We start from the raw sequence: 24854 nt of genomic DNA on the forward strand, positions 1-24854 counted from the left end.
AGACCGCCCGCCGTGGGGACCCCTTGCTGGACCCCCGGACGGGCGCGGGGGAGGATCACCCGGCGCAGTCGGGAGATTCGAGGCGAGGAGGAGTCTTGGCTGATCGGGAGAAGGGCGGCTTCTGGGTGGGGCTCACCGCGGGGTTCTTCTACCCGGTGACCTGGATCGGACGGAGCGAGTACCGGCACGCGGAGCGGCTGCCGCCCACCGGTGGTGCCCTGCTGGTGCTCAATCACGTCTCACATCTGGACCCGGCCGTGGACGCCGTGTTCGTGCACCGGAACAAGCGGGTACCGCGCTTCATGGCGAAGGCCAGCCTGTTCAGCGTGCCGATGTTCGGCCGGATGCTGGCAGGTTCGGGCGGGATCCCGGTCTACCGGGGTTCGGGCAGCGCGGGCGACAGCCTGCGCGCCGCCCACGCCGCCCTGCGTGAGGGAAAGGTCGTGGTCATCTACCCCGAGGGCACCATCACCAAGGACCCGGCCGGCTGGCCGAAACGGCCGTACACCGGGGTGGCACGGCTGGCATTGGAGAACGACGTCCCGGTCATCCCGATCGCCCGCTGGGGCACCCACGACATCTGGAACGGCTACACGAAGAAGTTCCGCCCGCTGCCGCGCAAGAAGGTGGTGCACTCGGTGGGCCTGCCCGTCGACCTGTCGGCCCAGCGCCAGGGGGAGGCGAGCAGCGGCACGCTGCGCGAGGTGACGGAACTGCTGATGCGCGAGGTGGTGACGCTGCTGTCCGAGGTACGCGGCGAGGAGCCCCCGGCCGCGGCCCCGGAGGCGGAGAACAGCCGATGACCCCGCAGCGCATCACCGTTCTCGGCGCGGGTTCCTGGGGCACCGCCTTCGCGAAGGTGCTCGCCGACGCCGGCCGGGACGTCACCATGTGGGCGCGACGGGACGAGGTCGCCACCCGGATCCGGGAGGAGCACGCCAACGAGGGGTATCTGCCCGGCGTCGCCCTGCCGCCGAACCTGACCGCGACTGCCGATCCGGCGCGGGCGCTGCACGGTGCCGAGGCCGTGGTACTCGCCGTGCCGAGCCAGAGCCTGCGGGCAAACCTCACCGAATGGCGGGAGCTGCTGCCGCGCGAGGCGATCCTGGTCAGCCTGGCCAAGGGCGTGGAACTGGGCACACTCAAGCGGATGAGCGAGGTGATCACCGAGATCGCCGACGTTCCCGCCGGCCAGGTCGTGGTGGTCTCCGGTCCGAACCTCGCTCGTGAGATCGCGCAGGGCCAGCCCTCCGCCGCGGTCGTCGCCTGCGCCGACCACGAACGAGCGGTGGCCGTGCAGCGGGCCGCCTTCAACTCGTACTTCCGCCCGTACACCAACACCGACGTCGTCGGCTGCGAACTGGGCGGGGCGTGCAAGAACGTGATCGCACTGAGCTGCGGGATGGCCGCGGGCATGGGATTGGGCACCAATACGATGGCGACCCTGATCACCAGGGGCCTGGCGGAGATGGCCAGGCTCGGCGTGAAACTCGGCGCCGACCCGCTCACCTTCGCCGGGCTCGCCGGCGTCGGCGACCTGGTGGCCACCTGCTCCTCGCCGCTGTCGCGCAACCGGACCTTCGGCGAGCGGATGGGCCGGGGGGAGACGGTCGAGCAGGCGCGGGCCGCGGGCGGCGGTCAGGTCGCCGAGGGCGTCATGTCCTGCTCGTCGATCCGGGAGCTGGCCGCCGGCCTGGGGGTGGACATGCCGATCACCGACGCCATGCACCGCGCCTGCCACGAGGGGATCGACATGCGGCGTCTCGGCGCGGAACTGCTGGGGCGGGAGCAGAAGCACGAGTGGTCCTGACCGGCGTCCACTCCATGGGACCGGTTGCCGCGCACAGCGGCTGCTGGTGAACTCAGGCGCATGATCACGCCAGGCAGGAACGCACGACGTGGGCGCCTCGCCCGCCGTCGCGTCGCCGGCGTGCTGTGTCCGTGTCGTTGAGCTCGATCCGCTCCAGAGCCAGCCGACCGCGCACCACCGCATGCCAGAGGACACCGATCATGTTCGCCGTTCCGGACAACACCATCGCCATCGCCGAGCGCCCCGCCCTGCAGCACCCCGTCCGCGCCGCCCTCGCCTTCGCCGCCGACCGGGAGCTGTGGCGCAACCTGCTTCGCTACGACCCCGACCAGCGCTTCGCCGCCCTGATCGCGCGGGACGGGCAGCAGGAGGTCTGGCTGATGAGCTGGCTGCCCGGCCAGACCACGTTCTCGCACGACCACGGGCACGCCACCGGTGCCTTCACCGTTGTCACCGGTGACCTGGTGGAACGGGTCACCCGCAGGGCCCCCGGCGGGCGGGTGCTCACCGAGCACCACGAGCTCACGGCCGGCCAGTCCAGGGTGTTCGGCCCCGGCTACACCCACGAGGTGCGCAACGAAGGGCCGGACCCGGCCGTCAGCGTGCACGTCTACCGCGACGGCACCCGCACCGTCCGGCCCTCCGGTCTCGGCTAGGCCCCCTCCGGTGGTTCTCGGCCGGTGAGAAGCCTTGGTAACCGGTGCCGTACTGGGGCGTTGCCGCCGACGCCGCCGAGAGCCGCCCCCGGCGCGAACATCGCGACCACACCGACTGCCGGGCGACACCTAGCCCCGCCCGGCCACGTGCTCCGGAACCGGGATGCCCGGTCGCAGGTCGGCGGCCGGTTCGGGCGGGCCGAAGGAGGTCCGCAGCGGCAGTACCCCCGCCCACGCGCCGCCGTCGCGCACATCGGCCTCGGTGTCGGAGGGGCCGCCGTCGCGGACCTTGACCGAGGCCTCGGCGAGAGCGAGTTCCAGCACGGTGACCGCGGCGAACTCCTTGGCACTGACCGGTCTGGCGTGCTCCCAGGAGCCCGGGGCCAGGTGGTCGGTGACGACGCGCAGGCCGTGCAGCTTCCGGTCGGGATCGAGGACCGGCCGCGGTCTGCCGTGGATCACCGCACTGCGGTAGTTCATCGAGTGGTCGTTCACCGAACGGGCGTAGACGATGGCGTCCAGCAGGGTGACGGTGACGCAGACGTCGGTACTGCCGTCACCGGCCCGCATGCTCGGCGAGCCGGTGGAGCCGTGCAGGTAGAGGGTGTCACCTTCGCGGCCGTAACCGGTCGGCAGCACGACCGGCGAGCCGTCGAGCAGGAGCCCCAGGTGGCACACCAGGCCCTCGTCGAGCAGCGAGTACAGCGCCGCCCGCTCGGTTCGGCCTCGGTCCTTCTTGCGGGTGATCGTGCTGCGGGGCGTGGCGGACAGCGGGGCCGGCGGGGTTTCGGTCATGTCCCGATCCTCACCTCGGCAGTGGCATCTGAGAATAGCCACCTATACTGGATTCTCCCAGTCCACTCGGCTGGCCGTTCCGTCGAGGCGAGAGGAACACGATGACCACCGGCGAGACCGCGCTTCCCGTCCGGCTCGACCGGGAATCCCTTACGCCCCTTGCTGTCCAGCTTGCCGACACGCTGCGTGAGTCGGCCGCGGACGGCCACCTGCGCGGCGGCGACCGATTGCCGTCCACCAGGGCACTGGCGCGGCGGCTCGGCGTCAGCCGCACGGTCACCTCGGCCGCCTACGAACAGCTCCACGCCGAGGGCTGGATCGCCGGGCGGCACGGCTCGGGTACCTACGTGACCACCTCGCCGCCGCGGGAGCGCCCTGCCCGCCAGGTCCGTCCCGGCACCAGGAGCGAACGGAGCGACCTGCTCGAACTGGTGCCCGGCGTGCCATGGGCGGAGGGACTGGACCGGGCCGCGTGGCGGCGCGCCTGGCGGGCGGCGGCGGACGCGGCCCCGTTGTCCAGGGCGCACCGGGCGGGCCTGCCCGAGTACCGCGCCGCCATCGCCGAGCACCTGCTCCGTCACCGCGGCCTCGACGCGGGCGCCGATTCGGTACTCGCCACCGGGGGCACCACCGCCGCGCTCGTCGAACTGGCGGGATCCGTGCTGGACCGCGACGACGTGGTGGCGGTCGAGGAGCCCGGCTACCAGCGGGCCACGCACGCACTGCGGGCGGCCGGGATCCGGGTGGCCGGCGTCCCGGTCGACGAGGAGGGCCTGCGCCCGGACGCCGTGCCCGGCGGTGTGCGCGCGGTCTACTGCTCGCCCGCGCACCAGTATCCGATGGGCGGGCGGTTGAGCGCGCAGCGTCGCGTCGAACTCGTGGAACGCGCCCGCGCCGAGGATTTCCTGCTGATCGAGGACGACTACGACGGCGAGCTGCGGTTCGACGTGGCCCCGTTGCCGCTGCTGGCCGCGCTCGCTCCCGACGTCGTCGCGCATCTGGGGACCACCAGCAAGATCCTCACGCCCACCCTCGGAGCGGGCTGGATGGTCGCGCCCTCCACGGTCACCTCGGCCGTGCTCGCCTACCGCGAGCGCACCGGAACCCGGCCCTCGCCCGCGGGCCAGCGTGTGCTGGTGGAGCTGGCCAGGCACGGCGACCTCGGCAGGCACCTGCGCAGGCTGCGCCGTGAGCTCTCCGAGCGCCGGAGCATGCTGGTGGCCGCCCTGCACGCCGCGCACATCCCGGTCCTCGGAGACGACGCGGGCGCGCACCTGGTCGTCGAGGTGCCCTCCGCCGCCGCCGAACGGGAACTGCTGACGCGGGCCAGGGAACGCGGCATTCTGCTGGACGGTCTCGGCAGGCACTTCGCGGGCAGGCCCAGCTCGTACGGTGTCGCGATCGGCTATTCCGGCTGTTCCCGCGAGGCCTTGCCGGGCGCGCTGGACGTGCTCGTGGAACTGCTCGCCGAGCAGCGCGACTGACCCGCGTCCGGTACCGCGCGCGCCGCCCGCCGCCGACGCCAGCGGGGGATCGGCCGGTCCGGAGGGGTAGGGTCAGCGGCCATGAGTTCACGCAAGATCCGTGTCGCCGTGGTCTTCGGCGGCCGGAGCACCGAACACACGATCTCCTGCGTTTCCGCTGGCAGTGTGCTGTCCAACCTCGACTCCGAGCGGTTCGAGGCGCTGCCGGTCGGCATCACGCGGGAGGGCGGCTGGGTCGCCGGTTCCGGTGATCCGGAGACGCTGTCCATCCGCGGCCGGGAGCTGCCCTCGGTGACCGAGGGCAGGTCGCTGGTGCTCGCCGGCGACCCGACCAGCCGTGAACTCGTCAGTCTCGAACGAGGGGCGGCGGTCGAGGTCCTCGGCTCGGTCGACGTCGTCTTCCCGGTGCTGCACGGCGCCTTCGGCGAGGACGGCACCATCCAGGGCCTGCTCGAACTCGCCGGGATCCCGTACGTCGGCGCCGGGGTGCTGGCCAGCGCGACGGCGATGGACAAGGAGTACGCGAAGAAGCTGCTCGCCGCCGAGGGCCTGCCGGTGGGGGAGTACGCCACCGTCCGGCGTGGACAGTCCACCCTGGACCCGGCCGACCGGGAACGTCTCGGCCTGCCCGTGTTCGTGAAGCCGACCAGGGCCGGATCCTCCATCGGGATCAGCAAGGTGGAGAGCTGGGACCGGCTCGACGAGGCGATCGCCCTCGCCAGGGAGACCGATCCGAAGGTGCTGGTGGAGGCCGGGGTGGTCGGCCGCGAGGTGGAATGCGGCGTGCTGGAGTTCCCGGACGGCCGGATCGAGGCCTCGCTGCCCGCGGAGATCCGTGTGCTCTCCGAGGAATCCTCGGCCTGGTACGACTTCGAGACCAAGTACCTCGGCGAGGCCGCCGAACTCGACATCCCGGCGAAGCTCGACGACGCCGTCACCGAACGGATTCGCGCCATGGCCGTCAAGGCGTTCCAGGCGCTCGACTGCCAGGGCCTGGCCCGGGTGGACTTCTTCATCGGTGCCGACGGCGAGCCGACGATCAACGAGGTCAACACCATGCCGGGTTTCACCACCACCTCGGCCTACCCGAAGATGTGGGCCGTGACCGGCGTCGACTACCCGAACCTGCTGTCCACGCTGATCGACACCGCCGTCGCCAGGGGAACCGGCCTGCGCTGAGACGTCCCCCGGTCAGCCGAAGCGCAGCGGGGCCGGTGGCAGGCCTGCCGCGATGGCGTCGGAGATCTGTTGCAGCGGCCCGGTTCCGGCCGTATCCGGCACGGTCAGCGCGGCGTAGACCTCCCGGTCCACCACGAACCACGTCGCCGTTCCGGCACCCGGCACCTGGAGCCAGCGGACGCCGTTGATGACGCGGAGCTGCGCGGTCGGGGTCAGCTCCGGCGGGCGGTCCAGACCGCAGCGCAGCACCACCGGGTCGTCCTCGCCCCAGCCCGCCGAGGCGGGTGGCGCGGGAGCGGCGAGTTCGCGGCGGGTCAGCTCGGTGCCCGCGGAGCGGAGTGCGGCGGGCACGGCACCGAGCAGCGTGGCGCACGGTGCGCTCGCGGCCTGCGGCGCGGGAACCGGCACGAGTGGCAGCGGGCCGGCGGCCGCTGCGGCGTTCTCCTCCGGTGGCGAAGTGAGCCCGACGATCGCGACCACCACGGCGAGCCCGAGCGCGATCGCGGCGGCGACGACGATCAGGAACCGTGGCGGAGCACCGGATTCGGTGTCGACTGGTGGCACCGGGTGACTAAAGCACGGGCTAGAGGTTCACGACCGGGCAGGTCAGGGTACGGGTGATGCCGTCCACGTTCTGCACCCGCGCGACGACGAGCTGGCCGAGCTGGTCGACGTTGTCGGCGGCGGCGCGGACGATCACGTCGTAGGGACCGGTGACATCCTCGGAACTGGTGACGCCGGGGATGCCGGCGATCTCGGCGGCCACGGCGGCGGCCTTGCCGACCTCGGTCTGGATGAGGATGTATGCGTGAACCACGGCGCGCCCCTTCGTCTCCATCGGTCCGCTCAAGGTAGGAACGATGACAGCAACGTACCCCAGCGAGGGAACCATCGGGCATCCGACTATCGGTGATCGTTGTGATCTTTCGCGCAGGGAAATCGACAGGGAGGGAGGTGGCACTGATGTCCCCGCAAAGCAGGCCGCCGCAGGACGCGCCGACGGAGGACACGGTCGCCGCGCTGGGGGAGTTCGGACTGATCCGTGCGGTCACCGAGAACCGCGTACAGCCGGAGGCGACACTGCTCGGCCCCGGTGACGACGCGGCGGTGGTCGCGGCACCGGACGGACGGGTGGTCGCGAGCACCGACGTCCTCGTGCAGGGCGTGCACTTCCGGCTGGACTGGTCGAGCCCCGAGCAGGTGGGGCGCAAGGCGATCGCCGTCAACCTCGCCGATATCGCGGCAATGGGCGCCTCACCCACGTCCGTCCTGGTCGGGCTCGCCTGCCCCGGCGAGACTCCGAGCGCGACCCTCACCGAACTCGCGGACGGGATGTGGGCCGAGGCGACCAGGGCGGGAATCGGTGTCGTCGGCGGCGACGTCGTGCACGCCGACCAGCTCGTGGTGAGCGTCGCCGCGCTCGGTGACCTTGGCGGACGCCCGCCGGTGACCCGCTCGGGCGCGCGCCCCGGCGACATCCTCGCCGTCTGCGGAAGGCTGGGCTGGGCCGCCGCGGGCCTTGCCGTGCTGGGACGTGGTTTCCGTTCGCCGGTCAGCGTCGTCAACGCGCAGCGGGCTCCCGAACCGCCCTACGCCGCCGGTCCTGCCGCCGCCGTCGCCGGGGCGACCTCGATGATCGACGTCTCGGACGGACTGCTCGCCGACCTCGGCCACATCGCGTCCGCCTCCGGCGTCGGCCTCGACATCCACACCGAACGCCTGCGGGTGGACCAGAAACTGGTCGAGGTCGGGGCCGCGCTCGGCGCCGACCCGCGGCACTGGGTGCTCACCGGTGGCGAGGATCACGCGCTCGCCGCGACCTTCCCCCCGTTCGCCGACCTGCCCCAGGGCTGGCACCGGATCGGTTCGGTGCTGATGCCCGACACCGCCGTCACGATCGACGGCCGACCCGCCGAGAACGGTGCGGGCTGGGAGCACTGGCGCTGAGCCCGCGGATATCTTGGCGAGCGTGCTCGACATCCGCGTGGTTCCCTTCGACGACCCGGACGCCGTGAAACTGCGGGACGAAGTCCAGCAGGAATACGTGGTGCGCTACGGCGAACCGGACGAGACGCCGCTGCACCCGGGCGAGTTCGACCCGCCGCACGGCCTGTTCCTCGTCGGCTACCTGGACGGTGATCCGGTGGCGACCGGTGCCTGGCGCCGCCCGGGCCTCGCCGAACTGCGGCCGGGTGACATCGAACTGAAGCGCATGTACGTGGCCGAGCGGGCCAGGGGCAGGCGGTTCGCCCGCGCGCTGCTCGCCGAACTCGAACGTACGGCGGCACTGGCCGGGGGCAGGCGCGTCGTGCTGGAGTCGGGCGTCGAGCAGCCCGAAGCGCTGGGGTTGTACCGATCCTGCGGATACACCGGCATCCCCAACTACGGGCACTACCGCGAGGATCCGAGAAGCGTGTGCCTGGCCAAGGAACTGGCCCCGCCGACGGGATGAGCGCCGGGCCGGTACGACCAAGGGAAACGGAGACGAAGTGGCGATCTACGCACTCGGTGACCTGACGCCCGAGATCCACCCCGAGGCCTACGTGCACCCGGACGCGACCGTGATCGGCGACGTCCGGATCGGACCGGAGGCCTCGGTGTGGCCGCAGTCCGTGCTGCGCGGGGACCACGGCCGGATCGAGATCGGCGCGCGGTCGAACGTCCAGGACGGCTGTGTACTGCACTGCACCGCCGAGGACCCGTTGATCCTCGGTGCCGGGTCGGCGATCGGCCACTCGGTGCACGTCGAGGGCGCCCGGATCGGCACCGGTTGCTTGATCGCCTCCGGTTCGGTGGTGCTCAACGGGAGCGTGCTGGACGACGGCGCGATGGTGGGTGCGGGGGCGGTGCTCTCCTACGGCGCGCACGTGCCCTCCGGGCACATCGCACTCGGTGTCCCGGCCCGGACACGGGAGAACACCTCGTTCGGGGCGGACAAGATCGCGACCGTCGTCGACGGTTACGTGGCCAGGGCGCGATGGTTCCGCACCGAACTGCGGCGCCTGGACTGAGTGGCGATAGAGTCGCCGACCGTGACAGCACGACCCTTGCAGGACATCGTCGAAGCAGGCTGGGCGCGCGCCCTGGAACCCGTCGCGGACAAGATCGCGGCGATGGGGGAGTTCCTCCGCGCGGAGATCGCGGCGGGCCGCCGGTACCTGCCCGCCGGCGAGAACGTGTTGCGCGCGTTCCAGCAGCCGTTCGACGAGGTGCGCGTGCTGATCGTCGGGCAGGACCCCTACCCGACGCCCGGTCACCCCATCGGGCTGTCCTTCGCGGTGGCACCGGAGGTACGTCCGCTGCCGAAGAGCCTGGTGAACATCTACAAGGAGTACGCCGAGGACCTCGGTCATCCACTGCCCACCAACGGCGATCTGACCCCGTGGACCGGGCAGGGCGTGCTGCTGCTGAACAGGGCGCTCACCGTGCGGCCCGGCAAGCCCAACTCGCACCAGGGCAAGGGCTGGGAGGACGTGACGGAGCGGGCGATCGTCGCGCTCGCCGAACGGGACGAGCCGATGGTCGCGATCCTGTGGGGACGCAACGCCCGGAACCTGCGCCCTCTTCTCGGTGACGTGCCCTGTATCGAGTCGCCGCACCCCAGCCCGCTGTCCGCGCACGCGGGCTTCTTCGGGTCGAAGCCGTTCAGCCGGTCCAACGAGCTGCTCGGCGAGCTGGGCTCGGGGCCGATCGACTGGAAACTTCCCTGACCGGATCCGCTCGGCCGCCGTGCCGCCGGACGGGCCCCCGGACGGGCGGGTCCCGGACGACGAAAAACCGGCGCCGCGTGATGCGACGCCGGTTTCCCGGAAACTGTGCCCGGTTCCGACGGCGGGAGGCCGGCGGAACCGGAGGGTCAGCCGCGAACGACCTTGCCGGCCTTGATGCAGGAGGTGCAGGCGTTGAGCCGCTTCTTCTGCGAGAGACCGATCTTCGCGTGCACGGTCTGGATGTTCGGGTTCCACCGGCGGTTGGTACGCCGGTGGGAGTGCGAGACCGACTTGCCGAAGCCGGGTCCCTTGCCACAGACGTCGCACACGGCAGCCACGTCGAACTCCTTTGACTCGGAAAACTCCAGATACCCGCGGATACCGCAGGGCGTGCCCAGCAGCACTGGGCAACTCGAACATAGTAACCAGTGCGTTCCACGACGCCGACACGGGGTGGATACGCTCGCCGGGACCAGTGAGGAGGGTACCGGGTGTTCGACGCGGTTGCGGTGGCCGAGTGGGCGGCGAGCTGCGTGCGCAGTCTCGACCGGCTGCGCGCCGACATCGACGGGATCAACGTGTATCCGGTCGCCGACGGTGACACCGGCTCGAACCTCCTGCACACCCTTACCGGAGCCAGGGACGCGCTGGCAGCCGAGCCGGAGCCGATCGAGGCCGGGCGCGCACTGGGGGTGCTCGCCAGGGGGGCCGTCGCCGCCGCGCGCGGCAACTCCGGTGTCATCGTCTCGCAGGTTCTGCGCGGGTTCGCCGAGGCGTCCGCGGGCGTGTCCGAGCTGGACGGCCGGCTGCTCGCCGAGGCCCTCGGCAGGGCGGACGCCGCCGCCACCAAGGCGGTGGCCCGGCCGGTGCGGGGGACGATGCTGACCGTCCTGTCCGCCGCTGCCTGGGCGGCGGAGGGCGGAACGGACCTGCGCGAGGTGGCCGCCTCGGCGGCACGTGCGGCCGCCGCCGCCCTGGAGCGCACCCCGAGCCAGCTCCCGGTGCTCGCCTCCGCGGGCGTGGTGGACGCGGGCGGGCGCGGCCTGGTCGCGGTACTCGACGCGCTGCTGGCCGTGGTGACCGGCGAGCGGACCGAGCCCTCCCGCGGTCTCGCTGCGGAGGAGCCCGCGCGACCGCGGCCCGCGCCGCACACCTGGGAGGTCATGTACCTGCTGACCGGTGTGGACGATGCCGGGCTGCCCGGGTTGCGCGCCGCGCTGAGCGGGCTCGGCGACAGCGTCACGGTGGCCGGGGACGGCGCGGGCAGCCACGCCGTCCACGTGCACTGCGCGGACATCGGCGCGGCGATCGAGGCGGGCATCGAGATCGGCAGGCCGCACCGGATCCGGGTGGAGCCGCTGCTCACGCCGGGCCGTCCGGATGAGCCGCCCGCGCGGGAGAACCGGGCCGTCGTCGCCGTGGTGCACGGTGCGGAACTGGCCGGGCTGGTCGGCGCCGAGGGTGTGCCGGTGCTCGCCGTGCCGTTCGGCTCGCTGCCCACCGCCGAGGAACTGCTGGGGCTGATCACCGAGACCGGGGTCGGGCACGTCACCGTGCTGCCGGGCGGGCTCGACCTGACCGGTGCCGCGGACGAGGTCGCCGGGCACGCGATGCTGGAGGACCGCGACGTCGTGGTGATCCCGTGCGCCTCACCGGTGCAGGTGCTGGCCGCGCTGGCGGTGCACGACACCGCTCGCCGGACCAACGACGACGTGGTCGCCATGGCCGAGGCGGCGGCCGCCACCCGCCGTGGCGAACTCCGGCTGCTGGCCGAGGACGCGATCACCTGGGTGGGCCGCGCACACGCGGGCGACGCCGTCGGGCTCGTCGATGGTGAGGTGGTCTCCATCGAACCGGCGGGCGAGGACGGCCCGGACACCGTCGCGGCCGCGATCGCCGTGCTGCGCCGGATGCTCGACGTAGGCGGGGAACTGGTCACGCTGCTCTCCGGCGAGGGCACCCGGCCGGACGTCGCCGAGGCGGTGGCGGACGCCCTGCGCGCCGAACGGCCCGACGTGGAACTCGCCTGGTATCCCGGTGGGGACATCGGCGCGGTGCTGCTGATCGGAGTGGAATAGCACGGTGGTGGACTCGATGCCGTGGACGAGGGACCGCGCGGACGCTGCCGCGCGGACGAGCGGGAGGGTGCGGGCATGACCGTGCTGCGGGACAAGCTGCCGTCGTTGCTGGGCGCGAAGACGGCGAAAGCACTCGCGTCCTCATTGGACATTCACACCGTCGCGGATCTGCTGCGGCACTACCCCCGCCGGTACGCCGAGCGCGGCGAGCTCACCGACATCGCCGGTCTCGAGGTCGGCGAGCACGTCACGGTGATGGCGCGGATCGAGCGGGTCAGCAAGCGCCGGATGAAGAACAAGCCCGGCACCATCATCGAGATGACCGTCACCGACGGCAGGCGCAGCCTCTCCTGCGCGTTCTTCAACCAGCAGTGGCGGGAACGGGAACTGCTGCCCGGCAAGAGCGGCCTGTTCGCGGGCAAGGTCAACGCCTTCCGGAACAACCTCCAGCTCGCCAACCCCGAGTACGAACTGCTCGACGAGGACATGGAGGCGTCCGCGATGGACAGCTTCCTCGGCCGCATCATCCCGGTGTACCCGGCCGCGGCGGGGTTGCCGTCGTGGTCGATCGCCAAGTGTGTGGAACAGGTGCTGGCGACGCTGGAACCGGGTGAGGATCCGCTGCCACCGGAGCTGATCCGCGAGCACGGTCTCGACCGGCTGCACGACGCACTGGTGCACATCCACCGTCCCGACGGCTGGTCCGGTCTCGACTCGGCGCGCAGGCGGCTGAAGTGGGACGAGGCGATGGCCGTACAGCTCATCTTCGCGCAGCGCAGGCACCAGACCGTCTCCAGGCCCGCACCGGCCTGCCCGCCGAAACCGGATGGGATCGCGGCGGCGTTCGAGAGCAGGCTCCCGTTCGAACTCACCGCGGGCCAGCGCGAGGTCGGCGAGAAGGTGGCCGTGGACCTGTCCGGAACCCACCCGATGAACCGGCTGCTGCAGGGCGAGGTGGGCAGCGGCAAGACCATCGTCGCCCTGCGCGCCATGCTCCAGGTGGTCGACGCGGGCCGTCAGGCGGCGATGCTCGCGCCGACGGAGGTACTGGCGGCCCAGCACGCGCGCTCGCTGCGTGACCTGCTGGGCGACCTCGCGCAGGCGGGTGAGCTCGGCGGCGCCGAGCAGGCCACCAGGGTCACGCTGCTCACCGGTTCCATGGGCGCGAAGGAACGCAAGCAGGCGCTGCTCGACGCGGCGAGCGGTGCGGCGGGCATCATCGTGGGCACGCACGCGCTCATCCAGGAGACCGTGAGCTTCGCCGATCTGGGCATGGCCGTGGTCGACGAGCAGCACCGTTTCGGTGTGGAGCAACGGGATGCGCTGCGGTCGCGGGGCGCGGGCGGCAGCAGCCCGCACGTGCTGGTGATGACGGCGACGCCCATCCCGCGCACGGTGGCGATGACCGTCTACGGCGATCTGGAGGTATCCGCACTGCGCGAACTGCCCGCCGGGCGCTCGCCCATCTCCACCACCGTCGTCCCGGTGCTGGAGCGTCCGGCGTGGCTGGACCGGGCGTGGCAGCGCGTCGTCGAGGAGGCGGGCAAGGGACACCAGGCGTACGTGGTGTGCCCGCGGATCGGCGACGAGCCGCCGTCGGACAAGACGGACAAGCGCCCGCCGATCGCGGTGCTCGACCTCGCCCCCGAGCTGGAACACGGCGCCCTGTCCGGTCTGCGGCTGGGAATCCTGCACGGCCGGATGCCCGCCGAGGACAAGGACGCGGTGATGCGCGCCTTCGCCGCCGGTGAGGTGGACGTGCTGGTGGCCACCACGGTGATCGAGGTCGGCGTGAACGTGCCGAACGCCACCGCGATGGTCATCATGGACGCCGACCGGTTCGGGGTGAGTCAGCTCCACCAGCTTCGCGGCCGTGTCGGCCGTGGCGAGGTTCCGGGGGTCTGCCTGCTGGTCACCGAGGCGATCGACGGTACGTCCACCCGGGAACGCCTCGCCGCCGTTGAGTCCACTGTGGACGGTTTCGAGCTGTCCCAGCTCGACCTGGAACTGCGCCGGGAGGGCGACATCCTCGGCTCGGCCCAGTCCGGCAAGCGCTCCGGGCTGAAGCTGTTGTCGCTGTTGCGTGACGAGGACGTCATCGCCGAGGCCCGCGAGCAGGCGCGGCGGATCGTCGAGTCGGACCCGGGGCTCGGCTCACATCCCGGGTTGCTGTCGCTGGTCGCCGATCTGGTGGACGAGGAGAGCGCGGAGTACCTGGAGAAGACCTGACCGTCAGCCCGGTCGGCCACCGTCCCGGCCACCGGCTCCCTGGTGACGAACAGGCGATGGGACACCGGTACGCAGGCGGTACGTACCAGCGGATCGCCCGCCGTCCGTCTCGGCGTACCGCTCGTGCCGGTCGGCGTAGAACTCCCGCAGGGCTTCCGCCACCCGTGCCGACCGGAACGCCGCCGAGATCGCCGAGGTCGGCAGTCCCGCAGATCCGGGATCGGTGAGGCTGCTGACCCGGCAACGACAGTTCCGCACCGAGGGCGCCGGATCCCCTCAGGCGAGCAGTTCGCGCAGCATCTCCAGCAGTTCGCGGCGGTCGGTCGCGCCGAGCCGGGTACGCATCCGCGCGACGTGGTGCTCGACGGTCTTCGCGGAGATGAACAGCCGCGCGCCGATCTGCTTGTAGGTGAGGCCGTGCAGCACCAGCCCGGCGACCTCCTGCTCCCGTTCGCTCAGTGCGCTCACGTCCGCGACGGCCGGGGCGGGCGCCACCTCGGGCGAGGGCTGCTCGCCGGACGGAGCCTGCCGAGGTTGCCGGGCCAGTCCCTGGAAACCCCGTGCGGCCTCGAGCAGCATCACCATCGCCTGCCGGTCCTCGGTCCGGATGGCGGCCTGCCCGGCCAGTCGCGCGGCGTCCCAGCGCAGGCCCAGCGCGTGCAGACGGCCCGCGGCGGCGCACACCTGTTCCGCGTCGGGTGCCCCGTCGAGCACGGCCCGCCAGCTTGTGGCCGCCTCGGCGAGCGCACCGCCGAACCGGCCGGGGGTGGCGGCGAGCGCCTCGGCGTGCCGTCCGGCCGCCGGGTGGTCCTGGGTGATCACCGCCGCCTGCAACCGGCTCCACGAGACCAGGACCGTCCACAGTGGAGGATTACCGAGGGCGGAGAGCAGGTCGGTGGCCTGTGCGACGTGCCGGTCCAGCCGGTCGTGCTCGCCGAGCCGGGCGGCGGCGATCGTCAGCTCGCCCAGCGGCAGCAGCACGAACAGGTCGGCCTGATGCCGCATCATGGCCTGGTAGGCGTGCTGCCATGCACGTCGCATGCCGGGGATGTCACTGGCCCGCCTGGCCAGCCCCACCTCCACCGCGCGGCGGAACAGCTCGTCCCGCGGTTCGAGAGCGCGCCCGCCGACCGGAGCGAGCCGGGCGGCGGCCTCGGCGAGGTCGCCGCGGGTCATCGCGACCCACGCCAGCAGGATGCGGTGCCGGGTGGCGAACAGCGGACCACCGGAGCCGTTTTCCAGCGCCCGCGCCAGCACGGACTCGGCAAGCGAGATCTCACCGCTGTGCAGGGCGGCGATCGCGGCGAGCGCGGCCGGGCTGTCCGGCATCAGCGTCGCGCCCCCGGCGGGTTCCACCATCCCGGCGGCGCTGATCAACGGGGCCAGCACGTCCGCGGGCGTTCCGGACACCGAATCGGCGATCGCCTCGGCCATCCGGGTGGCCGCACCGGCGAGCAGGGTCGGCGCGCCGCGCCGGCCGGGTGCGGCGAGCAGGGCGCGGGCCGCGTCCGGATCGCCGGTGCCGAGCAGGCCGACGGCGGCGAAGGCGGTCGCGCTGCCTGGCCCCGCCCACTGGAACAACTCCGCGCTGCGGGCCAGTTCGCCGCGGTGCGCGAGCACGGTCGCCGCCACGGCGGCGCCCTCGGCGCGCACCCGCGGGTCCTCGGCGGCGACCAGGCCGTCGCTCAGTCGCAGCGCGGTGTCGAGGTCGCCGGACAGGACCGCCGCGCGAGCGAGGCCGCCGGTGAGCGCGGTGGTCGGCCCGTTCGCCGCGGACGCCGCGCGGAACAGGTTCGCGGCGAGCGCGGCGTCGGCGTCGATCGCCTCGTGCGCGGCCTTCTCGAAGGCCGCCGCCGCGCTCCGGCCGGTGACACCCGAGCCGAGCAGCATCCGGGCCAGCCCGAGCACCGGCTGGTCACCGCGCAGCCGGTACTCGGTCATTCGCCGCAGCACGTCCAGCCGCCGGTCCGCCGGACTCAGCGACCGGATCGCCAGGCCCGCCACCGGCGGCGGGGTTCCGTCGCGGCCGAGCAGTGCGGTCGCCCTGGCTCCCTCGATCAGTTCGGACAGGGCTGCGCCATCGCTGTCCAGCAGTTCGCCGAGCAACCCGAGATCGTTGCCCGCCCCGGCCTCGGCGGCCACCAGCAACCGGGCGGTGGGCTCGTCGAGGCCGTCGAGGTCGGCACGGAAACGGTCCACGGACTCACGGGTCAGCCTGCGCTGCGCCGCGCTCTGCTCGATCGTGTCGGCACCGCACGCCGACACCACCCGGTCCAGGAACCCCGGCACACCACCGGTGCAGGAGTGCAGGAACCGCGCGGCCGTGGCGGAGGGCGCCCGTCCGGTCGACGCCGCGACGAACCGCGCCGTCTCCTCCGGTGTGAGCGGTGCGAGCGCGAGAGCGGGCACGGTCCGGGTCATCGCGTCGAGGAGCGTCCGCAGCGCTTCCGGCCTCGGCCACGGCCGGGCCGCGACGACGACCCGGGCGTCGTCCCGGCCGGCGTACTCACCGATCGCGGCCAGCCGCTGTTCGGACGCCAGGTGCGCGTCGTCGACCAGCAGCGGCGCCCCGGTGGCACGGGCGCACGCCGGGTCACCGGTCGCCTCCGGCCAGCGCTCCCGCAGGACGTCCAGCAGGGTGCTCTTGCCGTGCCCGGCAGGGGCCAGGACCGCGACGCGTACCGGCGCGCCGGGGTCGGCGTCCACCGTGGCCAGCAGCCGGCCGGCGTCGGCACCGGTGACCGGCGAGGGGCGGGTGAGGCCGGGGGAGGTCAACAGCCGTCCCCCGTCGAGGCGGTCGCGGCACACGGGGCGGCCGGCTGCGCGGTGTCCACAGTGGACAGGTCGCCACCCAGGGTCAGCACCGTCGCCAGGCTGGCCGCCGCCACCATGCCGGCGGCGACCGGACTGGGCCGGTAGGTCCGCCAGTTCCGGACGGCCGGGGCACTGATCCTCGGCGCCGCGATCCGCACCGGCGGGCGTACGGGGCGTTCGCGTATCGAGTCGGTGATCAGCTCGTCGGCGACCTTCGGCAGCAGCGTCGTCTCCACCGGCGCGACGGCCGACTCCATCGTCCGCACCATCTCGGCGCCGGCCAGTGCCGCCGCGCCACGGGCCGCCGTCGCGTCCGGGTCCGGCAGTGCCACCGGACGGCAGGCCAGCGCGCCGCGCAGCAGATCCCCCACGGCGGGGATCGCCGACTTGGATCCGTGCAGGGCGACGCAGCCGAGCCGCCGCAGATCCACCGAGGCCTGGCGGGCCAGCGACCTGGTCTGCTCGACAGCGTCCTCGACGACCGTCCGCGCGGTGGCGGCGTCGCCGGGGAAGGGAACGGCGTCGGCACAGGCCAGCGTCTCCCAGGTGCCGATCGCGGAGCGGCGCAGCAGGGCGGGCGCGAGGTGCGCGGCGCCGACGTCGAAGACCGCGGCGATCGCACCGGTGTCCGGTTCTCCCGCGGCGCGGGTGTGCTCGTCGAGCACGGCGACCGGCGCGGGCACCAGCAGCACCCTGCCGAGACCCTCCGCGCCCAGCGCGGCGCGCAGCAGTTCGCGGCGGTAACGGCCCCAGGAAGCCGGATGGGTGACGGTGACCTGTTCCGGCGGTTCGCCCATCGGCTCGGCGGCCCTGGCGACGCTCCACGCGATCACCGCCGCGCTCAGTGACTGCGCGCTGAACGGCTCGCCCGCGACGGTGACCGGCGTGTCGTCACCGATCCGCTCGTGGAAGCCGGTGATCAGGCGTTCCGGTTCGGCCACCCCGGCCGCCAGCGCGGCGTCCCCGACGAGCAGGTAGCCCTCCTCGTCGAGGAACAGCGCGGTCGGGATCGACGCGGACACCTCGCCGAGTCGCACGGTCTCCGCGGGGCCGTGGCCGTCCTCGCCGATCCGGCAGGCCGCGGCGACGGCACGCGAGGGGTCGACGTCGATCCCGATCGAGTACGGCATGCGGCGAATCCTCCAGAGCGCAGGGTTCAGCAGTGGTGTTCCGGGGCCACGTCCGCGGGGGGTTCGGAGCCGCGACGGGGCTGGATCGCGCGGGACGCGGAGATCCGCCGATCGAAGCACGGACGATCCTGACTCCCCGGGTCCCTAATCCCCCAAGGCAACGGTGGGTGATCCCCTAACCGTCGAGAGTAGTGGAACCCGGAATCGGACCCGATGCCCTGGGGGCCGTCGATGCCTAGCGTTGGTCGGGTCGCAGGGCCATGAGTCCTGCTTTTCTCGTTCGACTTGAATCCCCACAGGAGATCTTTCAATGCCGCAGACGCTTCAGGACTTCGTCCACAACCTGATGAACGACGCGGGTGCCCGCTCGGCGTTCAACACCGACCCGGAGGGTGCCCTCGGCGCCGCCGGCCTCGGCGACGTCAGCGCCCTGGACGTGCAGGAAGTCATGCCGCTGGTGCTCGACTACACCTCCGCCGACGGCCTCGGCGGCCTGCTCGGCAACGACGCCACCGGCGGCTTCGGCCTCGACCCCGTCGAGCAGCTGCAGAACCTGACCGAGCAGTTCGGCGGCGTGACCGAGTTCGGCGGCAGCGTCGAGAGCAACGCGGTCCCGGCCGGCCTCGCCGCCATCACCGAGGACCTGACCGGTCGCATCGGCACCGACATGCTCGGCTCCGACCCGTTCGGCAGCATCGACAGCATCACCGGCGTCGGCACCAACGGCCCGGTCGACCCGATCACCACCGTCACCGGCGCCATCGGCGATGTCACCGGTATCGGCACCAACGGTCCGGTCCAGGTCACCGACGTGATCGACGACGTGACCGGTATCGGCACCAACGGCCCGGTCCAGGTCAACGACATCGTCGACGACGTCATGACCCACGTCGGCGACGTGACCGGCATCGGCACCAACGGCCCGGTGGACCTGACCGAGAACCTGACCGACAACATCGACGACGTCATGACCCACGTCGGCGACGTCACCGGTATCGGCACCAACGGCCCGGTCCAGATCACCGACGTGGTCGACGACGTGACCGGCATCGGTACCAACGGCCCGGTCGACCCGGTCACCACGGTCACCGACGTGCTGCAGGACAACGTGCAGGGCAACCCGATCACCACCACGGTGAGCGACCTCGAGCACGTCGTCAGCAACGTCGGCGTCGGCCAGATCAGCGACGTCAACGACGTGATCGGCGACATCAACATCGGCGGCGTCGCCAACGGCAACGACCTCGGCGGCCTCGGCGAGTAGTCCTCGCCCACAGCACCGACAGCACTGACGGACCGGGAGGGTCCGTGGCCCCAGCCGGTCACGGACCCTCCCGGTTCGCTGCGTTCGCACCGCACCAGGGACACTTCTCTGCCGTGACCCCTGTCCCCTGGCTCGGGATCGTCGACGAGACCCATCAGGCCTGCGTCACGCACGAGCGCCCGGATCTCGCCCGGCGGCTGCGTCTGCTGCGTGACCGTCCTGCCGACCGCAACCGGGTCGCCGTGCTCGGTTTCGCCAAGCAGGGCAAGAGTTTTCTCGTCAACGCGATCCTCAACGCGCCCGTCTGCGCCGCCGACGACGCCACCAGCACGGTGGTGCCCGCCGAGATCGGCCACGCCGAGGAACCCGTCGCCACCCTGGTCCGCGGAGGTACCGGTTTCGCTCCGCTCGAGGAACACGAACAGGTGAACTTCGCGGACCTGGCCGGGCATCTCACCGGGACGGCCGAGGTCGTCCCCGGCACCGTGCCGGTGCAGCGGGCCGAGATCGGGCTGCCCCGGGCGCTGCTGTCCGCCGGGCTCGCTCTGGTGGACACCCCCGCGGTGGGGGATCCGCGGTCTCCGCGCACCGCCGCTTCCCTCGACGTGCTGGCCCGCTCGCACGCGGCCATCCTCGTTTCCGACGCTTCCGAGGAACTGTCCGCCGGCGAGATCGCGTTCGCCCAGTACGTCCGCACCTGGTGCCCGACGGTCGTCGTGGTGGTCACCAAGATCGACGTACACCCCGGCTGGCGCCGCGTGGTCGAACGGAACAGGTCCCTGCTCGCCGACGCCGGGCTGCGGGCCGAGGTGCTGCCGGTGTCGGCGGTCGTGCGGCAGGAGGCGGCCAAGGCCGGTGACCGGGACCTCAACGTCCAGTCGGGTTTCCCCGGGCTGCTGGCCTGGCTGGACACCGAGCGCACCCGCCCGCCCGAGGACGCCGTCACGCTGCTGGCGGCGGTGGCCTGCCGCGCGGCGATCGCCGAACTGGTGACGAAACTGAAGGCCGCACTGGAGGCTCCCGCCCTGCACCAGGGCATCACACAGGTGACCAGGCTGCAGGCCGCGCAGCGCAGGGTGGACGATCTGCGCAGGCACACCACCCGCTGGCAGAACCTGCTCTCCGACGAGATCACCGACCTGACCGCGGACATCGAGTACGACCTGCGCGAGCGCACCCGCAAGATCGTCCAGCACGTCGACAAGACCTTCGACGACGTCGATCCGGAACAGGCGTGGGACGAGTTCCGCTCCTGGCTGGAGGAGACGCTGGCGGAGGCGATCGAGACGAACTGCGTCTGGCTGGCCGAGCGCGCGGAGTGGACGGCGGTGGCCGTCGCCGCGACCTTCCCGCAGGCCCCGGAGCGCACCCGCGCCGATGTGCGGATGGGCGACACCCCGGGGTACGCCGACGGTGCCCCCCGGGTGGACACCCCGCGGATCGAGCGCTTCAAGCTGGGGCAGAAGGCGTTCACCGGCCTGCGCGGCTCCTACGGCGGGGTACTGATGTTCGGCCTGGTCACCAGCCTGGCCGGACTGCCGCTGATCAATCCGATCTCGCTCGGCGCGGGCGCGGCGTTCGCGGCGAAGTCCATCCGCGACGAGGCCGACATGCGACTCAAGCGCAGGCAGGCCGCGGCGAAGTCGGCGGCGCAGCGTCATGTCGACGACGTCTTCCTGCGCTTCTCCAAGGAGTGCCGGGACGTCGTCCGTGAGGTACAGCGGCAGTTGCGGGACCACTTCACCGCGCTCAGCGAGGAACTGTTCGACGAGGCGTCGAGTTCACGGGAGGCCGTGCAGACCGGTGCCGTGCACCGGGACCGGCACACCGCCGAACTCAAACGCGAGATCGAGCGGCTGGCCGCACTGCACAAGCGCGCGGGCGGGATCGCCACCCGGCGCGCCGCCGTCACCTCCGGCGTCAAGGAGATCTCCGCATGACCGCGCCCCCGCCCCTGCTCGACGTCGCGGGCGCCCTGCTCACCGAGGCGGCCCACCTCTACCGGGACCGGCCGCACGCCTCGCGGGTACTGCGCGGGCAGCTCGCGCGGCTCGGCGAGCCGCTGCGGATCGCGGTCGCCGGGCGGCCGGGGACGGGGAAGTCGACGCTGGTGAACGCCCTGGTCGGGGAACAGCTCGCGCCGGTCCGGCTGGCCCGCAGGGACGCGCATTTCACCTGGTACCGGGACGCGGCCGCGCTGCGGGTCAGCGGGCAGTTCCGCGGTGGCCCGCCGCGCGATCTCGCCGTCTCCCGGTCCTCGGACGGCCTGTGGCTGGAACCTTCGTCGATGCCACCCGCGAACCTGGACCGGGTGCTGGTGGAGTACCCGACGCGGGCGTTGCGGGACATGGTGCTGATCGACTCGCCCGCGCTGGCCGACTCGGGCGATGGTGAACGTGATCCGGTGGCGGCCCGGCTGGCCGAGGAGGCGGACGCGGTCGTCTACCTTTCCCGGCACGCCGAACCCGCCGAACTGTCCGGCCTGCGCGCGACGCTGGACTCGCCGGTCGCCAGGGCGGCTCCGGTGCACTCGATCCTGGTGCTGTCGCGGGCGGACGAGATCGGTGCGGGCAAGATCGACGCGTTGCTCTCGGCTCGCCAGCTCGCCCGGCGCAGTCGGCGGGAGAACGGTGCCTGCGCGGCGTTCCAGTCGGTCGTGGCCGCCTCGGGCCTGGTCGCCTTCGCCGGAAAGTCCTTGCAGGACGAGGATTTCGCCGCGCTCTCGCTGATGGCCACGGTGTCGAGGGCGGATCTGGAGCGGTACCTGTTGTCGGTGGACACGTTCTGCGGGCCGCGGTTCCCGGTCGAGCTCGGGCCGGATGCGCGCCGCGCGCTGCTCACCCAGTTCGGCCTGTTCGGCATCCGGCTGGCGGTCACCCTGGTGCGCACGGGGTGTGACAGCCGGATCAAGCTGTCGGCGCAGCTCGCCCAGCGCAGTGGGCTGAGTGAGTTGCGCGAGGCGATCGGCGGGAACTTCCTGGAACGGCGTGAGGTGCTCAAGGCTCGGTCCGCGCTGCTGGGCCTGGAATCCGTGCTGCGGGCGGAACCCCGCCGTGGTGGGGAACGGCTGGCGGCCGCCATGGAGCGGATGCTCGCCGGCCTGCACGAGGTTCGCGAACTGCGGCTGATCGCGGCGCTGGTGGCGGGCAGGCTGAGCCTGCCCACTCCGCTGCGTGACGAGGCGGTCCGGCTGCTCGGCGCGGAGGGCACCTCCGTCCCGGAACGGCTCGGGGTGGAGGACCAGCGGCTGGTGCCGGAGGCGACCATCGAGGCGCTGGTCAAGTGGCGCAGGGAGGCGGAGAGTGTTGATTCCCCCGCTCCCCGGCGGCAGGCGGCTCGGGTCGTGGTGCGGACCTGTGAGGGGCTGCTGACGCGGACGGCGCCGTAAATCCGATCGCGGTTTCGCTCGCTTCGTGCCATCGTCAACGGGACATTGATTGCGTTGACCAGCTCCGGGAGAACATCATGGCCGCCCGAACCGGTTCCTTCGCGCCCGCGTACGGACTCGACGACGACGATGCCCTGCGCGCACTGATCGGTGACGCCCACGTCGTCGCCATCGGCGAGAACAACCACCACATCGCCGAGTTCTCCGCGCTGCGCGACCGGCTGCTGCGATTCCTGGTGCGGGACATGGGATTCGGCGTCCTCGGCTTCGAGTCCGGTTTCGTCGAGGGAGCGCTGGTGGACGACTGGATCCACGGCGGCCCCGGCGAACTCGCCGACGTCGCGAGGGACGGCTTCACCTTCTCCCTCGGCGACTCCGGCGAGATGCACACCATGTTGCGCTGGCTCCGCGAACACAACGCCGACGGCGGGCGGGTGCGCTACGCGGGACTGGACGTCGCGGCCTCGGCGGGCTCGCCGGCCCCCTCACTGCACGCCGTGCGGGACTTCCTCCGGGACACCGATCCGCCGTCCGTGTCTATTGTGGACGAAGCTCTGGCGGCGACCGAGCCCTACTCCGCGGTCAGCAGCGCTGTCTCGCCCGGCCGCTACGCCGCGCTGGACCGTCCCGTCCGCGATCGCGCCACCGCCGCCGTCTCCCGGGTCCTGAGCAGGCTCGACACCCTGGCACCCAGGTTGTCCGGCGACCCGGTGGCGTTCGCGATCGCGCGGCACCACGCGATCGGCGCCGTCCGGCTGGACGCCTATCTCGCGGAGGTGGACGCGTTGATGACCGCCACCGCGTCCGCCGTCTCCGGTTCCTCCCGTGACACCTACATGGCCGAGACCGTCCGGTTGCTGCGCACGCTGCACGGTCCGGACGAACGGATCGTCCTGATGATGCACAACGGGCACCTGCAGCGCGTGCCGGTACCGCTGTTTCCCGGCCACGCCGCGGTGTCCGCGGGCACGCACCTCGCGGCCGGGTACGGCGAGGACTACCTCGCCCTCGCGATCACCGCCGGATCGGGCAGCACGACCGGTCTCGAACCGACGGAGGGGACCCGGCTCGGCTTCACCGTCACCGAGGAACCCCTGTCGCCGCCCGCCGAGGGCAGTGTCGAAGCGACCATGGCCGGCGAGCCGGAACGCCTGCTCGACCTGCGCGCCGCCCGCCGGACGGGTGGCGGCGGCCCGCGTGGGATCCGGCACGCCACGATGAACTCGGACGTCGAGGTGACCGAGGCGTTCGACGCTCTGGTCTACCTGCCGTACATGCAGGTCACGGCGTTCGTCCGAGCGGCGCAATGACCGCTGCGCCACGGCGCGGATCCCGCTCTTCCGGCTCTTGTGCAGCCGGTTCCCGCTGCGCGACGCTGCGGTCATGCCTGCCCGGTCACGCACCCTCGCCCTGCTCGCCCTCTGCGCCATCGCCCCTGTGCTGCTGGCGCCGCCCGCCCACGCCGACCCCGGAGAGCAGGTCGATCCGCCGAGCTGGGGCCTGGACCGTGTCGACCAGCGCGCGGGCGGCGACGGGCGCTATCGGTACGAGACGACCGCCGAGACGGTGACCGTCTACGTGCTGGGCACCGGAGTCGCCGCCGGCGCGCCCGACCTGGCCGGCCGGGTACAGCCGGGCAAGGACCTGGTGGACGGCGACGACGACGCCGCGGACGGCAACGGCAACGGCACCCTGCTCGCCTCGATCGTCGGCGGGGAGCGGTTCGGGATCGCGAAGGACGTCCGCATCGTGCCCGTCCGCGTGCTCGACGACACCGGCGCGGGCAGCATCGACAACGTGATCGCCGGGGTCGACTGGGTCCGGGAGAACGCCGAGCAGCCCGCCGTGGCGCTGTTCAGCCTCGGCGGCTCGGCCAGCGAACCGCTCGACGCCGCGGTCCGGCAGCTCGCCGAGACCGTGCCCGTGGTCGTCCCGGCAGGCAACTCCGCCACGGACGCGAGCGAGGTGTCCCCGGCGCGGGTGCCGCAGGCGCTCACCGTGGCCGCCAGCGACAGTGCCGATGGCGCCTCGGGTACCTCCAACTACGGCCCGGCCGTCGACCTCTACGCTCCCGGCGTCGACGTCACCGGGGAAGGGCTCGGCGGCGAGGCGGTGACCTTCTCCGGCAGCACCGCGGCCGCGGCACACGTGGCGGGCGGGGTCGCGCTGTACCGGGCACTGCACCCGCAGGCGAGCGGTGCGGACTCGGCGGCCGCGGTGGTGTCCGCGGCGACGGAGGGCGCGCTCTCCGGTGTTCCGGCCGGCACCGCGGACCGGTTGCTGTACACGCTCACGCCCTGATCGCCCCGGACGGCCG

The 24854-nt window shown here is 72.5% G+C and carries 22 protein-coding genes; 16 read left to right on the forward strand and 6 right to left on the reverse strand.

Features of this window, described 5'->3' with window-relative positions:
- The first annotated feature begins 95 nt into the window (after nucleotides 1-95).
- From CFN78_RS07245 to CFN78_RS07255, 3 genes are all read left to right on the forward strand, one after another.
- Nucleotides 96-803, forward strand: coding sequence for a lysophospholipid acyltransferase family protein (locus CFN78_RS07245; protein ID WP_094861821.1), 708 nt, complete (start codon nucleotides 96-98; stop codon nucleotides 801-803).
- Entirely contained in the window at nucleotides 800-1810 is a 1011-nt protein-coding gene (locus tag CFN78_RS07250; protein WP_094861822.1) for an NAD(P)H-dependent glycerol-3-phosphate dehydrogenase, read from the forward strand. Before CFN78_RS07245 ends, CFN78_RS07250 begins: the two co-directional genes overlap by 4 nt.
- A 200-nt stretch (nucleotides 1811-2010) precedes the next feature.
- Nucleotides 2011-2466, forward strand: a complete 456-nt coding sequence (locus CFN78_RS07255) for a cysteine dioxygenase (RefSeq protein ID WP_094861823.1) — start codon at nucleotides 2011-2013, stop codon at nucleotides 2464-2466.
- A gap of 129 nt (nucleotides 2467-2595) precedes the next feature.
- On the opposite strand, the gene CFN78_RS07260 is transcribed toward CFN78_RS07255, so the two are convergent.
- On the reverse strand, nucleotides 2596-3261 hold the full coding sequence (locus CFN78_RS07260; protein WP_094861824.1) for a pyridoxamine 5'-phosphate oxidase family protein: 666 nt from the start codon (nucleotides 3259-3261) through the stop codon (nucleotides 2596-2598).
- A 101-nt stretch (nucleotides 3262-3362) separates the two neighbouring features.
- On the opposite strand from CFN78_RS07260, the gene pdxR reads away from it, so the two are divergent.
- Together pdxR and CFN78_RS07270 are read left to right on the forward strand one after the other, a co-directional pair.
- On the forward strand, nucleotides 3363-4745 hold the full coding sequence (gene pdxR, locus CFN78_RS07265; protein ID WP_094861825.1) for a MocR-like pyridoxine biosynthesis transcription factor PdxR: 1383 nt from the start codon (nucleotides 3363-3365) through the stop codon (nucleotides 4743-4745).
- A gap of 81 nt (nucleotides 4746-4826) precedes the next feature.
- Nucleotides 4827-5924: a D-alanine--D-alanine ligase family protein gene (locus tag CFN78_RS07270; protein ID WP_094861826.1), complete on the forward strand. Its 1098-nt coding sequence runs from the start codon at nucleotides 4827-4829 to the stop codon at nucleotides 5922-5924.
- Nucleotides 5925-5936: 12 nt separating this feature from the next.
- On the opposite strand, the gene CFN78_RS07275 is transcribed toward CFN78_RS07270, so the two are convergent.
- Nucleotides 5937-6488 (reverse strand): DUF3515 domain-containing protein, encoded by a 552-nt coding sequence (locus tag CFN78_RS07275; protein ID WP_094861827.1) that lies wholly within the window; start codon nucleotides 6486-6488, stop codon nucleotides 5937-5939.
- Nucleotides 6489-6507: 19 nt separating this feature from the next.
- On the reverse strand, nucleotides 6508-6741 hold the full coding sequence (locus CFN78_RS07280; protein WP_094861956.1) for an Lrp/AsnC ligand binding domain-containing protein: 234 nt from the start codon (nucleotides 6739-6741) through the stop codon (nucleotides 6508-6510).
- 146 nt (nucleotides 6742-6887) lie between these two features.
- On the opposite strand from CFN78_RS07280, the gene CFN78_RS07285 reads away from it, so the two are divergent.
- Genes CFN78_RS07285 through CFN78_RS07300 form a run of 4 tightly spaced genes read left to right on the forward strand, consistent with a single transcriptional unit; the run spans nucleotide 6888 to nucleotide 9634 of the window.
- Nucleotides 6888-7871 carry a thiamine-phosphate kinase gene (locus tag CFN78_RS07285; RefSeq protein WP_094861957.1) on the forward strand — a complete coding sequence of 328 codons (984 nt, stop codon included), beginning with the start codon at nucleotides 6888-6890 and terminating at the stop codon, nucleotides 7869-7871.
- A gap of 22 nt (nucleotides 7872-7893) precedes the next feature.
- On the forward strand, nucleotides 7894-8376 hold the full coding sequence (locus CFN78_RS07290; RefSeq protein ID WP_240519315.1) for a GNAT family N-acetyltransferase: 483 nt from the start codon (nucleotides 7894-7896) through the stop codon (nucleotides 8374-8376).
- Between the two features lie 37 nt (nucleotides 8377-8413).
- Nucleotides 8414-8935: a gamma carbonic anhydrase family protein gene (locus tag CFN78_RS07295; RefSeq protein WP_094861828.1), complete on the forward strand. Its 522-nt coding sequence runs from the start codon at nucleotides 8414-8416 to the stop codon at nucleotides 8933-8935.
- A 21-nt stretch (nucleotides 8936-8956) separates the two neighbouring features.
- A complete protein-coding gene (locus CFN78_RS07300) occupies nucleotides 8957-9634 on the forward strand; it encodes a uracil-DNA glycosylase (protein ID WP_094861959.1) in 678 nt (225 codons plus the stop codon).
- A gap of 146 nt (nucleotides 9635-9780) precedes the next feature.
- Here the strand turns inward: CFN78_RS07300 and rpmB are convergent, their stop codons facing one another.
- Nucleotides 9781-9972, reverse strand: a complete 192-nt coding sequence (gene rpmB / locus CFN78_RS07305; RefSeq protein ID WP_094861960.1) for a 50S ribosomal protein L28 — start codon at nucleotides 9970-9972, stop codon at nucleotides 9781-9783.
- 153 nt (nucleotides 9973-10125) lie between these two features.
- Between rpmB and CFN78_RS07310 the strand changes: the two genes are divergently transcribed.
- Together CFN78_RS07310 and recG are read left to right on the forward strand one after the other, a co-directional pair.
- A complete protein-coding gene (locus CFN78_RS07310) occupies nucleotides 10126-11712 on the forward strand; it encodes a DAK2 domain-containing protein (protein WP_094861829.1) in 1587 nt (528 codons plus the stop codon).
- Nucleotides 11713-11787: 75 nt separating this feature from the next.
- Nucleotides 11788-13941 carry an ATP-dependent DNA helicase RecG gene (recG, locus tag CFN78_RS07315; RefSeq protein ID WP_094861961.1) on the forward strand — a complete coding sequence of 718 codons (2154 nt, stop codon included), beginning with the start codon at nucleotides 11788-11790 and terminating at the stop codon, nucleotides 13939-13941.
- A 276-nt stretch (nucleotides 13942-14217) separates the two neighbouring features.
- Here the strand turns inward: recG and CFN78_RS07320 are convergent, their stop codons facing one another.
- Together CFN78_RS07320 and CFN78_RS07325 are read right to left on the reverse strand one after the other, a co-directional pair.
- Nucleotides 14218-16716, reverse strand: coding sequence for a helix-turn-helix transcriptional regulator (locus tag CFN78_RS07320; RefSeq protein ID WP_240519316.1), 2499 nt, complete (start codon nucleotides 16714-16716; stop codon nucleotides 14218-14220).
- Nucleotides 16713-17885 carry an Hsp70 family protein gene (locus tag CFN78_RS07325; RefSeq protein WP_094861830.1) on the reverse strand — a complete coding sequence of 391 codons (1173 nt, stop codon included), beginning with the start codon at nucleotides 17883-17885 and terminating at the stop codon, nucleotides 16713-16715. The genes CFN78_RS07320 and CFN78_RS07325 overlap by 4 nt, the downstream gene beginning before the upstream one ends.
- Before the next feature lie 310 nt (nucleotides 17886-18195).
- On the opposite strand from CFN78_RS07325, the gene CFN78_RS07330 reads away from it, so the two are divergent.
- From CFN78_RS07330 to CFN78_RS07350, 5 genes are all read left to right on the forward strand, one after another.
- Complete coding sequence (locus tag CFN78_RS07330) at nucleotides 18196-19149, forward strand: IniB N-terminal domain-containing protein (RefSeq protein WP_094861831.1); 954 nt, start codon at nucleotides 18196-18198, stop codon at nucleotides 19147-19149.
- A 113-nt stretch (nucleotides 19150-19262) separates the two neighbouring features.
- Nucleotides 19263-21089, forward strand: a complete 1827-nt coding sequence (locus CFN78_RS07335) for a dynamin family protein (protein ID WP_094861832.1) — start codon at nucleotides 19263-19265, stop codon at nucleotides 21087-21089.
- Nucleotides 21086-22537 (forward strand): GTPase, encoded by a 1452-nt coding sequence (locus CFN78_RS07340; protein WP_094861833.1) that lies wholly within the window; start codon nucleotides 21086-21088, stop codon nucleotides 22535-22537. Before CFN78_RS07335 ends, CFN78_RS07340 begins: the two co-directional genes overlap by 4 nt.
- Before the next feature lie 77 nt (nucleotides 22538-22614).
- Complete coding sequence (locus CFN78_RS07345; protein ID WP_094861834.1) at nucleotides 22615-23847, forward strand: erythromycin esterase family protein; 1233 nt, start codon at nucleotides 22615-22617, stop codon at nucleotides 23845-23847.
- 73 nt (nucleotides 23848-23920) lie between these two features.
- Nucleotides 23921-24838, forward strand: a complete 918-nt coding sequence (locus CFN78_RS07350) for a S8 family serine peptidase (protein WP_094861963.1) — start codon at nucleotides 23921-23923, stop codon at nucleotides 24836-24838.
- Nucleotides 24839-24854: the final 16 nt, after the last annotated feature.

The organism is Amycolatopsis antarctica (assembly GCF_002262875.1).
Lineage (GTDB): Bacteria > Actinomycetota > Actinomycetes > Mycobacteriales > Pseudonocardiaceae > Amycolatopsis > Amycolatopsis antarctica.